The sequence below is a fragment of the Ruegeria marina genome (assembly GCF_900101475.1).
GTDB classification, from domain to species: domain Bacteria; phylum Pseudomonadota; class Alphaproteobacteria; order Rhodobacterales; family Rhodobacteraceae; genus Ruegeria_B; species Ruegeria_B marina.
Map to the genome: position 1 here is coordinate 13,596 of NZ_FMZV01000013.1, position 14,568 is coordinate 28,163.

Below are 14,568 nucleotides of genomic sequence, written 5' to 3' on the forward strand. Positions count from 1 at the left end.
CAAGCCCGAGCAGGGCGGTGTTGCCACCGCTCAAAAGTCTTGCGGCCAGTCGACAAGGTTGAGATCCCATGAAGTACGTTCTTGCTGTTGATCAGGGCACGACCTCCACACGCGCGATCCTCTTTGATGAAAACCTGAGGCTGGTGGCGACGTCCCAAGATGAATTTGCCCAACACTTTCCGCGCTCCGGTTGGGTAGAGCATGCCCCGGATGACCTTTGGGCCTCTTCCGCCGGAACCTGTCGTTCCGTGATCGAGCGCGCGGGCGTGGCACCGCAGGACATTGTGTCGATCGGCATTACCAACCAACGCGAAACCACGATCGTGTGGGACAAGGCCACGGGTCAACCGATCTACAACGCGATCGTCTGGCAGGACCGCCGTACGGCAGACTATTGCGAGGAACTGCGCAAAGCGGGTCATGGCGAAATGTTCGCCGACCGGACGGGCCTACTTGTCGATCCCTACTTCTCGGCCACCAAGCTCAAATGGATCCTCGATCACGTCGAAGGTTCCCGCGCGCGCGCCGCCCGTGGCGAGCTTCTTTTCGGGACGGTTGACACCTACCTGATCTGGAAGCTGACCGGTGGCAAGGTTCATGCCACCGATGCGACCAATGCCGCGCGCACCATGCTCTATGATATCCGCAAGGGTCGATGGAGCAGCACTATTTGCGCGCTCTTCGACATCCCGATGCAGATGTTGCCCGAGGTCAAGGACAGCGCTTCCGACTTCGGCAGAAGCCGCGCGGACCTCTTCGGCCGCGAGATACCCATTTGCGGCGTCGCGGGCGATCAGCAAGCCGCCACACTCGGCCAGGCTTGTTTTGAGCCCGGAATGCTCAAGGCCACCTACGGTACGGGCTGTTTTGCGCTGTTGAACACGGGCGGCACGCCGGTACGGTCGAAGAACCGCCTGTTGACAACGATTGCCTACCAGTTGAACGGAACGCCGACCTATGCTCTGGAAGGGTCGATCTTCATCGCCGGAGCCGTTGTTCAGTGGCTGCGAGACGGGTTGCGCATCATTCATGAAGCCTCGGAGACGCAGCCTCTGGCCGAAAAGGCGGATCCCTCCCAGAACGTCGTTCTCGTGCCCGCCTTCACGGGGCTCGGTGCACCTTATTGGAACCCGGAATGCCGCGGGGCCGTATTTGGCCTGACCCGGAATTCCGGTCCCAACGAACTCGCCAAGGCCGCACTGGAAAGCGTGGCCTACCAGACTCGGGATCTGCTGGATGCGATGACGTCGGATATGGGGCCAGCGGCTCAGGCCTCGGTCTTGCGGGTGGATGGGGGCATGAGCGCATCGGACTGGGCGATGCAGTTTCTGGCCGACATCATCAATGGGCCGGTTGACCGGCCGCAGATCCTGGAGACCACGGCCCTGGGGGTTGCCTGGCTCGCAGGTATGCAGGTCGGCGCGATGCCGGGGCAGGACGAGTTTGCAAGGCTCTGGGCGCTCGACCGCGAGTTCACGCCACAGATGGCACAAGCCGTCCGCGACGAGAAATACAGCGCATGGCGCCGCGCTGTCGAGAGCACCTTGGCGTTCTGAATGCAGACGGTCTTCCAAATCAATGTGCCGACATCCGTGCGGTTCGGCACCGGGGCGATCCAGGCATTGAGATCGCTCTTGCCCGCTCATCCTGGCCTTGTTTTGCTCGTGCGTGGGGCCTCGGCGGAAACGTCGAAACCCGTCCGGGACGTTTTCGAGGCGTCGGGCATCGCCTTTTGTCAGGTCCAGGCCCAGGGAGAGCCGACCATCGCATCGGTCAACGCCGCCTTCTCCGAGGTCGCGCCGAAGGATGTGTCGGCCATAGTTGCTTGTGGTGGCGGATCGGTTCTGGATACGGCCAAGGCCCTGCGGTTTTGCATCGATATCCGCTCCACATTGCCCGACGATCTGAGCGCGCTGGATGCAGAGGCGCTGAACCGCCCTTCGTCATTGCCCCTGATCGCCATTCCAACCACCGCGGGCACCGGGGCCGAGGTGACTTGCAATGCGGTGCTGGGCACCGCGACATCCAAGACCAGTATCCGCGGTCAGGGTCTTTATCCCGATGTGGCGCTTGTTGATCCCTCGGTCATGTCGTCGGCGCCGAAGCACGTCATCCTCGGCGCGGGACTTGATGCAGTCACACAAACGATAGAGGCCTATACATCCTGCAAATCCACGCCGTTCACCAACGCATTGACGGAGCCCAACGTGCGGATTGGGCCACAAGCGCTGCGCGCTGTCGTGGAACGAGGTGACGTCGCCGGGTGGAACCGGATTGCCTGGGTCAGCCTGAGCAGCGGCCTTGCACTGTCCAACGGAGGGTTGGGCGCGGCGCATGGTCTGGCGGCCGTACTGGGGGCGCGTCTGGGCGCACCGCATGGCCTTCTCTGCGGGCGGCTTCTGGGACCGGTCTTGCTTAGGAACCGCGCCGGAGCAGAGCGCGGCTCTGACACGTTCCGAAAGCTCGAAGCCTGCATCGGAGCTCTGGCGGACGCCTTTCCGTCCCAAGACATGAGCGCGCCCTTGTCGGGTTTTGATGCCTGGCTGCAGACACATCAGGTTCCGCGACTGAGGGACTATGGGGCCGAAGTCTCGCGCTTTGACACGGTTGCCGAAGCGGCAGTCTTTGCCTCGTCCAGCACAAAGAACGCCGTTCCTCTGAAAACGTCGGATTTCAGGGAAATCCTTGATGCCGCTTTTTGAACCTGGAATGCCATGACACCCAACCGAACGAACACAAAAATACTCGCAACGCTGGGTCCCGCATCCCGCGACAAAGATGTCATCCGGGCACTATTCGAACGAGGGGCCAATGTCTTTCGGTTGAATATGAGCCACGGCGATCACGAAACGATTGCCAAGACCCATGCAACCATCCGCGAGATCGAGACTGAACTTGGCCGTCCCATCGGGATCCTCGCCGACCTGCAGGGCCCAAAGATCCGCTGCGGCACATTTGAAGCCGGGACATATATCCTGCAACCAGGCGACACGTTTACGTTTGACGATAACCCTGCACCGGGGAACAGCGAACGCGTGCAGCTTCCGCATCCCGAGATCCTTGCGGCATTGAACGTGGGTTCGACAGTGCTTGTGAATGATGGAAAACTGCGGCTCGAAGTGCGCGCGTGCTCGGAGACATCGGCGACCTGCGAGGTCTTGGTCGGCGGACAAATATCGGACCGCAAGGGCGTGAACCTGCCTGATGTTCTGTTGCCTCTGAGCGCACTCAGCGACAAGGACCGGCTCGATCTGGAATTCGTATGTGAACTGGGGATCGACTGGCTCGCCTTGTCCTTTGTACAGAAAGCCTCGGATATTGCCGAGGCAGCCTCGCTGGTGAAGGGCAGAGCACGGATCATCGCGAAAATCGAAAAGCCGCTGGCGGTCGAAAACTTCGATGCCATCCTCGCAACGGCCGATGGAATCATGATTGCACGCGGCGATCTCGGCGTCGAGTTGCCGGTTCATCAGGTCCCGCGGGTGCAGCGGAGCCTGGTCGCCAGGGCGCGCGCTGCCGGCAAGCCAGTTGTCGTCGCAACTCAAATGCTTGAGAGCATGATTGATGCGCCGGTTCCGACCCGGGCAGAAGTCTCTGACGTTGCAACCGCGATTTATGACGGGGCAGATGCCGTCATGCTTTCGGCGGAAACCGCCGCGGGCGCCTTCCCCCGAGAGGCGGTCAGCGTGATGTCAGCCGTCGCGCGGGAGACGGAAGCCGATCCCAAATATGCTGCGCTCATGAAGGAGCGTGAACCAGATCTCGCTGAAATAGATACGTCCCACGCCATTGCGGCTGCGGCGCGGGAAATCTCGGACCGGGCCCGGATCTCCGCGATCTGCTGCTTCACGCAGTCCGGCACGACGGCCTTTCTCGTTGCGCGCGAAAAGCCGAGCAAACCTGTTCTGGCGCTTACGCCCAGCGTACAGACCGCGCGGCAACTTTGCCTTGTCTGGGGACTGCAAAGCGTGGTCGTGCCCCAGGCTACTCGGTTCAAGGAGGCGGGACAGTTCGCCTGTGCACAATGTCTGACGCATGGCGTTGCCCGGAAAGGCGACGAAATCGTTTTCACGGCGGGCGTGCCGATTGAGGACGCCGGAACCACCAACATTCTCCGGGTTTGGAGAGTTTGATTTTGCATAAGATGTTAGCGCTAAAGGTGGTGTGGCGACAGTATCAGTCAATGGGGCTGATCGGATTGAACGCAATCTCCTGCGCATGATCCTGAAAGGGGTAGGGAAATGAACACAGTGACCTCTGATGCGCCGTTCCTCGTCATCGGAAACTGGAAGATGAACGGGTCGCGCACGCTTCTGGGCGATTTCGCTCGAGAGTTGTCAGCCCAAAGCCCGGCGGGCTGCAAACGGATCCTCTGTCTGCCCTCCGTGCTGCTGACTTCAGGTGTTGTCTCGTTGTCCGACGTTGACGTGGAGCTTGGCGCGCAAGATTGCAGCGAGGCACCATCGGGGGCACGGACGGGGGAAGTGTCCGCCGGTATGCTTGTCGAGGCCGGGGCGCGCTGGGTGATCGTCGGACACTCCGAAAGGCGAGCGGCGTTTGGGGAAACAAGCACAGCGGTGCGCGACAAAGCGCACGCCGCCGCTGCTGCCGGACTTGTTCCCATCATTTGCATCGGAGAAAGCAAGACCGATCGGGATGCGGGGCGGCACCTTGATGTCATTCTCGAGCAGCTGGAGTTGTCGATGCCGCCGGTCGCGAATGAACTCCTGTGTGTCATCGCCTATGAACCGGTCTGGGCCATCGGAAGTGGCCAGAGCGCATCCGCGGATCAGGTTGCGGAGGCGCATGGTGTGATCGCAAACTGGCTCAATAAGAAAGATTGCCGGATACCGGTGCTGTATGGTGGTTCGGTCAAGCCGGATTCGGCGCCAGAACTTGCGCGGCTGCCACATGTGGATGGCTTTCTGGTCGGCGGTGCGTCGCTTGAGCCCGCGTCGTTTGAAGACATTGCCAAACAGGCTGCCAAGGCGCGGTTGCCGATGTCGTGAAGGTTAATCCGACATCCTGTCCGGAAAGATATGCCACTCCGCCTATGTTGTTTGGATCAATCTTCCAAATCATCCAGAATCTCGCGGCCGTCGGTATGAGTGTCCGCTCTCCCTTGTGCTTGGCAGTTGACCGTTACAGCAGGTTTCGGTCCTGCACCTGCGCGTATCGTCAAGCCGTTCCGCAGGTGACAAGCTGTCGTGCGGTCATCAGGGCGCACGCTGTTCGATCTCCGTAAAACAGGTGCTTTACCCTTCCGAAGGCGTGACAAAGACCCTCACCGGGTGCAACTCGCCCGATTTGTAGATTCCGACGGCAACCGGGCGTCCCTGGAACGAAGCCCAGGCCTCCTCGCCGTATTCGGCGTCTCCGGGATAGACCATGCCGGGATTGCCGTTGCGCAGACGCACAACGCCTTCGGGTGTGCATTTCAGTTCGGGCAGGTCGGCCAATCCGGCTTCGAGCGGCATCAGGTATTCGTCGAGCGCGGGCGTCTTGGCCAGTGCATCGACCTGCTCGAGGCTGATGCCGTCCTCGGCTTCGAAAGGGCCGGACCAGATGCGGCGCAATTCCCTCACATGGCCGAAACACCCCAGGGCCGCGCCCAGATCACGGGCGATTGCGCGGACATATCCGCCCTTGCCGCAAGTCATTTCCAGCACCACATGATCGGCGTCTGGCCGGTCCACCAGCACCAGTTCCTCGACCCAGAGAGGGCGGGCCGCGATTTCGAAATCGGCATCTTCGCGGGCCAGTTTATAGGCGCGCTGCCCGTCGATCTTGACCGCCGAGAACTTGGGCGGGACCTGCATGATCTCGCCCAGAAAAGGCGTCAGCGCCTCCTTGATCTGTGTGTCGGTTGGTCGCAGGTCGCTTTCGGCGATCACCTCGCCTTCGGCATCGTCGGTGTTGGTTGCCTGTCCCAGCCGCACGGTAAACACATAGGCTTTCAGCGCATCGGTGATATAGGGGACAGTCTTGGTCGCCTCGCCCAGTGCGATCGCAAGGACACCGGTGGCATCTGGGTCGAGCGTACCCGCATGGCCGGCCTTGTTGGCGCCCAGAGCCCAGCGCACCTTGTTCACGACAGCGGTCGAGGTGATGCCGGCAGGCTTGTCCACCACCAGCCATCCCGAGATATCGCGTCCCTTGCGTTTGCGTGCCATGTCGTCCTCATTCGATCCAAGGCGCGCCGGTTAGCCCATTGTCGTCAGCCTGTCAAATCGGCATGGGACACTGGCCGGTCACGAACCGGCTTCGACCACACCCACGATCGGCCCCATTGAGAAGCCCGGGTCCGAACGCCCCAGTTGCGGGGCGAAGAGGCGCGAAATGTTGCCATCGAAATAAAGCGCGTTGGGCGTTTTCAGCACATCCCGGAACAGGCCGGCAAATTCGTGGAACGTCACCGAATTGCCCGAGATCGCAAAAACCGCGCGCGTGCCGTCCGCGCTGGTGCCGACCCCGTTTCGGAGGTAGCGCGAAGTCGAATCCGGCAGAAAACGCGGATGCAGCGCGCCGTCGATCACCAGCATCGGGCCCGACTGGGTGGCATGGGTGCAATCGGGTTGATTGGCCTGATAGGCCAGCGTCTCGATGACATCCGCGCGTTGGGGCCGGATGCAGAATACCCCGTTGGGAAGCAGGCCAAAATTGCCGGGACCCGCGTTCGGGATCACGCGCTTTTGCTCGATCCCGTTTTCCACGTAGTGCCCGACCGGCGAGCGATCGACGTGATACATCCCGGCGTTCATTGCAAATGCCAGCCGTTTGCCCTCGGTCTGCAGGGCCGAGGCCACTGCCGAAAACTGGCCCAGAAGACGGCCTTCGCCATCGTTCAGGAACAGGCGCAAGTCCTCTGTGCGCGGATCGACTTCGCACACGGAATAAAGATTGCCCTGATGGGTCAGGTCACGGCAGTCCACCGCAGCGGCAGAGCCGGCTACGACAAATGCGAGGAAGGCCGCAACCGTGCGGATCACTCGTCAAGATCGCGGCGCACCGCGTCCTGATCGAACATGCGCCGGGTTTCGTCGAGCCGGTCAAAGGTCTCGTCTAGCCGGAATCGCAGGTCGGGGGTAAATTTCAGTCCGAGCTTCTTGCCGACGATGCGACGCAGTTCGCTCTTGTTGCGGGCGAGGAGTTGCAGCACGTCCTCCTGCCCCTTGCCGCCCAGCGGCAGGACGAAGGCGGTCGCGATCTTGAGGTCGGGTGAGGTGCGCACCTCTCCAACCGTGATCGACAGGCGGTTGAGATCGGGGTCATGCACATCGCCGCGCGCCAGCACCTCGGACAGGGTGCGGCGGATCACTTCGCCTACACGCAACTGCCGCTGCGACGGGCCGGGGCCATCGTGGAACTTGTTCTTTGCCATGGTTTCGATCTACGCCCAAAGCCGGGCTTTGCCAAGCGGCCCCGAACAGGCTAGGACGCATATTGCCAAGGACAGGAAGGACGACCCATGACCCATATCCCAGGTATCGTGATCACCGGAGCCTCGGGCCGCATGGGTCAGATGCTGGTGCGGACCGTATCGGCCAGCGACAAGGCGCGTCTGGTGGGGGCGGTGGAGCGTCCCGGTCATGACTGGATCGGACGGGATGTGGGCGAGGCGATGGGCGGCCAGCCTCTGGGCGTCATCGTCACCGACGATCCGCTCGAGGCGTTTTCCAAGGCGCAGGCGGTGATCGACTTCACGGCGCCGGTCGCAACGCTGGAATTTGCCGCCCTGGCGGCGCAGGCCCGCTGTGTTCACGTGATCGGAACGACCGGTATGACGCCCGAACAGATCGCGGCGCTGGAGCCCGCATCGCGTCATGCCGTGATCGTGCGCGCGGGCAACATGAGCCTTGGCGTCAACCTGCTGGTGCAACTGACGAAGAAGGTCGCCGCCGCGCTGGACGAGGAATTCGACATCGAAATCATCGAAGCGCATCACCACCACAAGGTCGATGCGCCTTCGGGAACCGCGCTGATGCTGGGCGAGGCCGCCGCCGAAGGGCGCGGGGTGATTCTGGATGAGGTGGCCGATCGTGCGCGCGACGGCATCACCGGCGCCCGCCAGCGCGGCGCTATCGGGTTTCACGCCATTCGGGGGGGCGATATCGTCGGCGAGCATGATGTCCTGTTTGCCGCGCCGGGCGAGCGGATCGTGCTGCGCCATCTGGCGACCGACCGGGCGGTGTTCGCGCGGGGAGCGCTCAAGGCCGCGCTCTGGGGGCAGGGCAAGGCACCTGGTCAATATGACATGGTCGACGTTCTGGGGCTTTGAGCTGACTTCGTCCGCATTGCCTAATTTTTGAGCACGAATCGGGAAACCATAGGGCGTCCCATGCAAGGCGATTGTCTTTCCTCTGGGTCTGCCTAAACTCGACCCCATGAAACAAGGTCAATTGTTCGACGAGATGTGGGGAATGGACGGCGCGCTGCGCGAGGCCTATTCCGATTTCAACGGTTGGTTCGAAAGCGAAGATCCCTCCCGTTTGCGCAAGAAACAGGCAGAAGCGGAACGTCTGTTCCGCCTTACCGGCATCACCTTCAATGTCTATGGGCGTGCCGAGGCGACCGAGCGCCTGATCCCCTTCGACATCATCCCCCGCATCATTTCGGCCCGCGAATGGTCGCGCCTGTCCCGCGGCATCGAACAGCGGGTAAGGGCAATAAACGCATTTCTGCACGACATCTATCATCGCCAGGAAATCATCCGTGCTGGTCGGTTGCCTGTCGAAATGATTGCGAAGAACGCGGCGTTCCTGCCGCAGATGATCGGCGTATCGCCGCCGGGTGGAGTCTATACCCACATCGTGGGTATCGACCTTGTGCGCACCGGGCCCGACGAGTTCTTCGTGCTTGAAGACAACGCCCGCACCCCTTCGGGTGTCAGCTACATGCTCGAAAACCGCGAGACCATGTTGCACATGTTCCCCGAACTGTTCTCGCAGAACCGGGTGCAGCCGGTCCAGAACTACCCCCGTCAATTGCGCCGTTCCCTGGCGGCTTGCGCCCCGACTTCGGCGGGTGACAGGCCAACGGTGGCGGTGCTTACTCCGGGCATCTACAACTCGGCCTATTACGAACACAGTTTCCTGGCCGACAAGATGGGTGTCGAACTGGTCGAGGGTCATGACCTCAGGGTGGTGGACGGGCGCGTCGCGATGCGCACCACGCGTGGGTACCAGCCGATCGATGTTCTTTATCGCCGGGTCGACGATGATTTTCTCGATCCGTTGAACTTCCGGCCTGACTCGGCGTTGGGTGTTCCGGGTATTCTCGACGTCTACCGCGCCGGTGGAATCACCATTGCCAATGCGCCCGGCACCGGCATTGCCGATGACAAGGCCATCTACTCCTACATGCCCGAGATCGTCGAATTCTACACCGGCGAGAAGGCTTTGTTGAAGAACGTGCCGACATGGCGCTGCAACGAACCGGAGAGCCTGGCCTATGTTCTCGATAATCTCGCCGAGCTGGTCGTGAAAGAGGTACACGGATCGGGCGGGTATGGCATGCTGATCGGACCTACTTCCTCGAAACGAGAACTGGAGGAATTCCGAAAGAAGCTGAAGGCCAAGCCAGACAATTACATCGCCCAGCCGACACTTTCGTTGTCGACCGTGCCGATATTCACCAAGTCCGGTCTTGCGCCAAGGCATGTTGATCTGCGCCCCTTCGTTCTGGTTTCGCCGCAAGGGGTCGATATCACCCCCGGCGGCCTGACCCGCGTCGCATTGAAAAAGGGCAGCCTGGTGGTGAACTCCTCGCAGGGGGGCGGCACCAAGGATACCTGGGTGCTGGAGGACTAGGATATGCTGGGAAAGACCGCTGGCGGCCTCTTCTGGATGTTCCGCTACCTTGAGCGCTCGGAAAACACCGCCCGCCTGATCGAAGCGGGCCAGCGCATCGCGCTGACCCGGTCCAGCTCTGCCGAGGACGAATGGGCCAGCGTGCTGCAATCGGCAGGCGCTTTTGGCGGATATGTCGAAAAGCATGGATCTGAAGTCAATCGTGATGGCGCGATCGACTGGATGCTGCGCGATCCGGACAATCCGTCATCGGTTCTGAACATGGCCGAAGCCGCGCGCAACAACGGCAAGACGGTACGCACCGCGTTGACCCGCGAGGCATGGGAAAGCGTGAACGAGAACTGGATGACCCTCCGCGATGCGCTGGCGCGCAAGGTTCCCGAACGCGACCTGCCCGACGTGCTGACCCTGATCCGGCAGCGTTCGGCCTTCGTGCGCGGGGCCATGCACGGCACGATGCTCCGCAACGATATTTACGATTTTGCCCGCATCGGCACCTTCATGGAACGGGCCGACAACACCGCCCGCATTCTGGACGTGAAATACTATGTCCTGCTGCCGTCGGTGGTGGCGGTGGGCACGTCCATCGACAACGTCCAGTGGCAGACCATCCTGCGCTCGGTTTCGGCCGAAGGCGGTTTTCACATGACATTCGGCCAGGACGCCCGGCCGCGCGAGATCGCGCAATTCCTGATCCTGGACAAGCGGATGCCACGTAGCCTGGCGTTTTGCGTGGACAAGATCCAGTCCAATCTGGGGTATCTGGCCACGGACTACGGCGTCCGGCTTTCCTGCCACGATCTGTGCGACCAGTTGGCCGATCACACCATGTCGCATTCTATCGACGAAATCATCGAGATGGGTCTGCACGAGTTCATCAGTGACTTCCTGAAATCTCTCGCGGCACTCGGCAGCCAGATCGAAATCGACTACAGGTTCTACAACTGACCCATGCGCCTCAGTATCAGTCATACGACCCGCTACACCTATGACCAGCCGGTGCCTTACGCCCTGCAACAGCTTCGGCTGACGCCAAAGTCGGGGCATGGACAGACAGTGCACAGTTGGAACGTAACAGTCGAAGGTGGACAGAAGGAACTGAGTTTCGAAGACCAGCATCACAATATCGTCGATCTGATCAGTTTTGCTCCGGGCACGAGCGAGATCACCGTGCATTGCAGCGGAGTAATCGAAGTCGAGGAAACCCACGGCGTCATCGGCCAGCACGGCGGTTACATGCCCATGTGGATGTTCTTGCGAGCCACCGAGGCCACGAAAGTCGGGCCGCTGGTCCGAAAGCTGGTTTCCGGTCTGAGTGGCGATCCGGGTGGCCTGGAATGGTTGCACGCACTTTCGGCGGCCATTCTCGCGGCGGTGACCTATGAAACCGGAAAGTCCGACGTCGGCTGGACGGCCGAGGACGCGCTCGAAGCCGGTCACGGCGTGTGTCAGGACCACGCGCACGTTTTCATCGCCTGTTGCCGGCACATGGGTGTCCCGGCCCGTTATGTCTCGGGCTACCTGATGATGAACGACCGTATCGAGCAGGAGGCGACCCATGCCTGGGCCGAGGCAAATGTCGACGGGCTGGGCTGGGTCGGTTTCGACGTGTCCAACGGGATTTCCCCCGATACCCGCTACGTGCGCGCCGCAACGGGGCTGGACTATGCCGAGGCGGCTCCGGTATCAGGGACGCGGTTCGGCACCGCGGGCGAAGCGCTGACGGTGCAGGTTCAGGTCCAGCAGCAATAAAGGCGTGCGATGACATATTGCGTAGGGATGCGGCTCGACCGCGGTCTCGTCTTCATGTCGGATACCCGTACCAACGCGGGCGTCGACAATATCTCGACCTTTCGCAAGATGTTCACCTTCGAGGAGGCGGGAGAGCGGTTCATCACCATTCTGACCGCTGGCAATCTGGCTACCACCCAGGCGGTGATCTCGATGCTCGAGGAGCGCACAAAGGCGCCCGCCGAACGCAGCCCCTCGATCATGGACGCGCCGTCGATGTTCCAGGTGGCGCGGTTGGTGGGTCAGACCCTGCGCGAAGTGATCGCGGCCAATGCCGAAACAGGCCAGCGGGCCGATACTGCCTTCAACGCGACCCTGATCGTCGGCGGCCAGATCGCGGACAGCCCGCCGCGGCTGTTCATGGTCTACCCCGAGGGAAATTTCATCGAGGCCGGTGAGGACACACCCTATTTCCAGATCGGCGAAACCAAGTACGGCCGTCCGATCCTGGTGCGGGCCTACGAGCCGGACATGAGCTTCGAGGCGGCAGTGAAACTGCTGCTGGTCAGCTTCGATTCGACGATCAAGGCAAACCTTTCGGTGGGCCTGCCTCTGGATCTGCAACTCTATGAGGCTGACAGTTGCAAACAGGGGCTGTCACGCCGGATCGACGCCGAAGACCCCTATTTTCAGGCCATCTCGACAGGCTGGGGTTCGGCGCTGAAACGCGCCTTCGACAGCCTGCCTGACATCACGCTCTGAGCCGCCGCCCGCTGGCGCGGGCGTCGGGTTCGGCTATCACCCTTTACGGCGCGGCGGTGCATCGCCGCCTCGTGTAGCGGGCTTGCCCGCAGGCCGTGCGCCGGGTTTGGCAGGCTTGCCGGCGTTCGGCTTGGCAAAGCGGGCGGGTTTGGTCCCCTCGGGTTTGCTGCCCCGGTAGGGCTTGTCACCATCGGGCTTGGCGAAACGTGTAGGTTTCCCGCCTTCGGGTTTGCCGCTGCGGAAAGGCTTTTCACCGCCTGGTTTTCCGGGACGGGAGGGTTTGCCTCCCTCGGGCTTCTTGAACCGCGCGGGTTTGTCCCCCTCGGATCTTTCCGCCCGGAAGGGTTTGTCACCGCGCGGCTTGGTTGCGCGGAACGAACGACTGCTGTCCGCCGCGTCAGATGAAGCGGGGCGAGCGGACTTGAAGGGCTTTTTCGCCACGGGCTTCGCCTCGACAGTCTCCTTGCGGTCAGCGAACTTGTCCGACTTCGGCTTCAGGCGCGGTTTCGGCGCCGGCGGCGGGGTTTGCTCACGAACCGGTTCCGGCGACCAATCACGCGCTTCCGCCGTTTTTTCACGCGGTGGGCGGGGCTCTTTCCGGGCCGGTCGCGGCGCACGCTCGGCATCGCGGTCAAAGCGCTTCTTGGGCGCGCGCTGGCGCGGTTCGTCCGCTGGCACGCCCTCGATCGCTTTTGCCGTGATCTCGCCTTCGAGCACTCCGTTCGGTCCCAGATGGGCGAGAAACCCCTGAACCGCCGCTTCGGCCAGTTCGACATGGGTTTCGTCCGCCTGCATCCGGATCTTGCCGATCTGGCTTTTTTCCAGGTTGCCCGCACGGCACAAAAGCGGCAGCAGCCAGCGCGGTTCGGCCCGCTGGTTGCGTCCGACCGACAGCGCCACCCAGGCCGAAGGACCAAAGCTTGCCGCCGGATCCGCGCGCACATCCGCGCGCATGGGTGCGCGGTTCAACTCTTCGGGCGCGGTCAACCCGGCGCGGTGCAGCCGCAGACAGGCAATCGCAATTTGCTCCGCGCTGAACCGTTCCATCAACTCGGCGGCAAAGCGGCTTTCGTCCTCGTCCACTTCGGCGGTCCAAAGGGGGTTGTCCAGCAGCCGCGCCTCATCCTTGGCAAGGATGTCCTCGGGCGTCGGGGCAAAGGTCCATTCGGCCTCGATCTTGGCCCATTTCAGCAGCCGCTGCGCCTTCTTGGCGATCTTGTCCGACACGATCAGCGCCGAAATGCCCTTGCGCCCCGCCCGGCCGGTCCGGCCCGAACGGTGCAGCAGGCCCTCGGTATTGATCGGGAGATCTGCGTGGATGACCAGGTCGAGGTTCGGCAAGTCGATGCCGCGCGCGGCCACGTCGGTCGCCACGCAGACCCGGGCCCGCCCGTCGCGCATCGCCTGCAACGCATGGCTGCGCTCGTCCTGGCTCAACTCGCCCGACAGGCTGACCACGGCAAACCCGCGGTTGGCGAAACGCGCGGTCAGGCGCGCGACGGCGGCGCGGGTATTGGCGAAAACGATGGCAGTGGGCGCATCGTGGAACCGCAGCAGGTTGATGATGGCATGTTCGGCGTCATGGGCCGCCACCTGTACCGCCTGATAGGCGATATCGGCGTGCTGGCTTTTGGCGGAAATCGTCGAAACACGCACAGCCTCGCGCTGATAAGTCTTGGCCAGTTCCGCGATGGCGGGCGAAACGGTGGCCGAGAACATCAGGGTGCGACGCCCTTCCGGCGCCTCGCCCAGCATGAACTCCAGATCCTCGCGGAAGCCAAGGTCGAGCATCTCGTCGGCCTCGTCCAGAACCACGGCACGAATGTCGCTCAGGTCCAGCGCGCCGCGCTCGATATGATCGCGCAGCCGGCCCGGGGTGCCGACGACGACATGCGCGCCGCGCTCCAGTGCGCGCCGTTCGGTGCGGGCATCCATGCCGCCGATGCACGTGGCCACGCTGGCGCCCGTCCGGGCATAGAGCCAGATCAGTTCGCGGCTGACCTGCATCGCCAGTTCGCGCGTGGGCGCCACGATCAGCGCCAGTGGCGCGGCAGGCGGGTCCAGGCGCTCGGCCTCGCGCAGCAATGTCGGCGCAATCGCAAGGCCAAAGGCCACGGTCTTGCCCGAACCGGTCTGGGCAGAAACCAGAAGGTCCGCTTCGGTCAACTCGGGCGCGGTAACGGCCTGTTGCACGTCGGTCAGCGTATCAAAGCCGCGTTCGGCCAGCGCATCGAAAAGAGGGGAAGTCATAGGGGGAATGTCCAGC

The 14,568-nt window shown here is 62.4% G+C and carries 13 protein-coding genes; 9 read left to right on the forward strand and 4 right to left on the reverse strand.

The window, feature by feature from the left end; all coding sequences use genetic code 11:
* Window positions 1–68: 68 nt before the first annotated feature.
* The 4 genes from glpK to tpiA all read left to right on the forward strand — a co-directional run bounded on the left by glpK (window position 69) and on the right by tpiA (window position 5,009).
* On the forward strand, window positions 69–1,556 hold the full coding sequence (gene glpK / locus BLT75_RS16550; protein WP_093034242.1) for a glycerol kinase GlpK: 1,488 nt from the start codon (window positions 69–71) through the stop codon (window positions 1,554–1,556).
* A complete protein-coding gene (locus BLT75_RS16555) occupies window positions 1,557–2,702 on the forward strand; it encodes an iron-containing alcohol dehydrogenase (RefSeq protein WP_093034245.1) in 1,146 nt (381 codons plus the stop codon).
* A 12-nt stretch (window positions 2,703–2,714) separates the two neighbouring features.
* The gene (gene pyk / locus BLT75_RS16560; protein WP_093034248.1) at window positions 2,715–4,133 is read left to right on the forward strand and encodes a pyruvate kinase; all 1,419 of its coding nucleotides are present in this window, start codon (window positions 2,715–2,717) and stop codon (window positions 4,131–4,133) included.
* 108 nt (window positions 4,134–4,241) lie between these two features.
* Entirely contained in the window at window positions 4,242–5,009 is a 768-nt protein-coding gene (gene tpiA / locus BLT75_RS16565) for a triose-phosphate isomerase (protein WP_093034251.1), read from the forward strand.
* A gap of 246 nt (window positions 5,010–5,255) precedes the next feature.
* On the opposite strand, the gene truB is transcribed toward tpiA, so the two are convergent.
* From truB to rbfA, 3 genes are all read right to left on the reverse strand, one after another.
* Complete coding sequence (gene truB / locus BLT75_RS16570) at window positions 5,256–6,173, reverse strand: tRNA pseudouridine(55) synthase TruB (RefSeq protein WP_093034254.1); 918 nt, start codon at window positions 6,171–6,173, stop codon at window positions 5,256–5,258.
* A 78-nt stretch (window positions 6,174–6,251) separates the two neighbouring features.
* Entirely contained in the window at window positions 6,252–6,989 is a 738-nt protein-coding gene (locus BLT75_RS16575; protein WP_093034257.1) for a phosphodiester glycosidase family protein, read from the reverse strand.
* Window positions 6,986–7,381: a 30S ribosome-binding factor RbfA gene (gene rbfA / locus BLT75_RS16580; protein WP_093034260.1), complete on the reverse strand. Its 396-nt coding sequence runs from the start codon at window positions 7,379–7,381 to the stop codon at window positions 6,986–6,988. Before rbfA ends, BLT75_RS16575 begins: the two co-directional genes overlap by 4 nt.
* An 87-nt stretch (window positions 7,382–7,468) precedes the next feature.
* On the opposite strand from rbfA, the gene dapB reads away from it, so the two are divergent.
* The 5 genes from dapB to BLT75_RS16605 all read left to right on the forward strand — a co-directional run bounded on the left by dapB (window position 7,469) and on the right by BLT75_RS16605 (window position 12,302).
* Window positions 7,469–8,278, forward strand: a complete 810-nt coding sequence (gene dapB, locus BLT75_RS16585; protein ID WP_093034263.1) for a 4-hydroxy-tetrahydrodipicolinate reductase — start codon at window positions 7,469–7,471, stop codon at window positions 8,276–8,278.
* Between the two features lie 106 nt (window positions 8,279–8,384).
* Window positions 8,385–9,809, forward strand: a complete 1,425-nt coding sequence (locus tag BLT75_RS16590) for a circularly permuted type 2 ATP-grasp protein (RefSeq protein ID WP_093034266.1) — start codon at window positions 8,385–8,387, stop codon at window positions 9,807–9,809.
* Window positions 9,810–9,812: 3 nt separating this feature from the next.
* The gene (locus tag BLT75_RS16595; protein WP_093034269.1) at window positions 9,813–10,757 is read left to right on the forward strand and encodes an alpha-E domain-containing protein; all 945 of its coding nucleotides are present in this window, start codon (window positions 9,813–9,815) and stop codon (window positions 10,755–10,757) included.
* Window positions 10,758–10,760: 3 nt separating this feature from the next.
* Entirely contained in the window at window positions 10,761–11,561 is an 801-nt protein-coding gene (locus BLT75_RS16600) for a transglutaminase family protein (protein WP_093034271.1), read from the forward strand.
* A 9-nt stretch (window positions 11,562–11,570) separates the two neighbouring features.
* On the forward strand, window positions 11,571–12,302 hold the full coding sequence (locus BLT75_RS16605; protein ID WP_093034274.1) for a proteasome-type protease: 732 nt from the start codon (window positions 11,571–11,573) through the stop codon (window positions 12,300–12,302).
* A gap of 36 nt (window positions 12,303–12,338) precedes the next feature.
* Here BLT75_RS16605 and BLT75_RS16610 read toward each other — a convergent pair whose 3' ends face one another.
* On the reverse strand, window positions 12,339–14,552 hold the full coding sequence (locus BLT75_RS16610; protein ID WP_093034277.1) for a DEAD/DEAH box helicase: 2,214 nt from the start codon (window positions 14,550–14,552) through the stop codon (window positions 12,339–12,341).
* Window positions 14,553–14,568 lie beyond the last annotated feature (16 nt).

What these genes read in the sequence shown, in the direction of transcription:
- BLT75_RS16590 (WP_093034266.1), top strand. Translation starts at nt 8,385, where the DNA reads ATGAAACAAGGTCAATTGTTCGACGAGATGTGGGGAATGGACGGCGCG.
- pyk (WP_093034248.1), top strand. Translation starts at nt 2,715, where the DNA reads ATGACACCCAACCGAACGAACACAAAAATACTCGCAACGCTGGGTCCC.
- rbfA (WP_093034260.1), bottom strand. Translation starts at nt 7,381, where the DNA reads ATGGCAAAGAACAAGTTCCACGATGGCCCCGGCCCGTCGCAGCGGCAG.
- dapB (WP_093034263.1), top strand. Translation starts at nt 7,469, where the DNA reads ATGACCCATATCCCAGGTATCGTGATCACCGGAGCCTCGGGCCGCATG.
- tpiA (WP_093034251.1), top strand. Translation starts at nt 4,242, where the DNA reads ATGAACACAGTGACCTCTGATGCGCCGTTCCTCGTCATCGGAAACTGG.
- BLT75_RS16605 (WP_093034274.1), top strand. Translation starts at nt 11,571, where the DNA reads ATGACATATTGCGTAGGGATGCGGCTCGACCGCGGTCTCGTCTTCATG.
- BLT75_RS16555 (WP_093034245.1), top strand. Translation starts at nt 1,557, where the DNA reads ATGCAGACGGTCTTCCAAATCAATGTGCCGACATCCGTGCGGTTCGGC.
- BLT75_RS16610 (WP_093034277.1), bottom strand. Translation starts at nt 14,552, where the DNA reads ATGACTTCCCCTCTTTTCGATGCGCTGGCCGAACGCGGCTTTGATACG.
- glpK (WP_093034242.1), top strand. Translation starts at nt 69, where the DNA reads ATGAAGTACGTTCTTGCTGTTGATCAGGGCACGACCTCCACACGCGCG.
- truB (WP_093034254.1), bottom strand. Translation starts at nt 6,173, where the DNA reads ATGGCACGCAAACGCAAGGGACGCGATATCTCGGGATGGCTGGTGGTG.
- BLT75_RS16600 (WP_093034271.1), top strand. Translation starts at nt 10,761, where the DNA reads ATGCGCCTCAGTATCAGTCATACGACCCGCTACACCTATGACCAGCCG.
- BLT75_RS16595 (WP_093034269.1), top strand. Translation starts at nt 9,813, where the DNA reads ATGCTGGGAAAGACCGCTGGCGGCCTCTTCTGGATGTTCCGCTACCTT.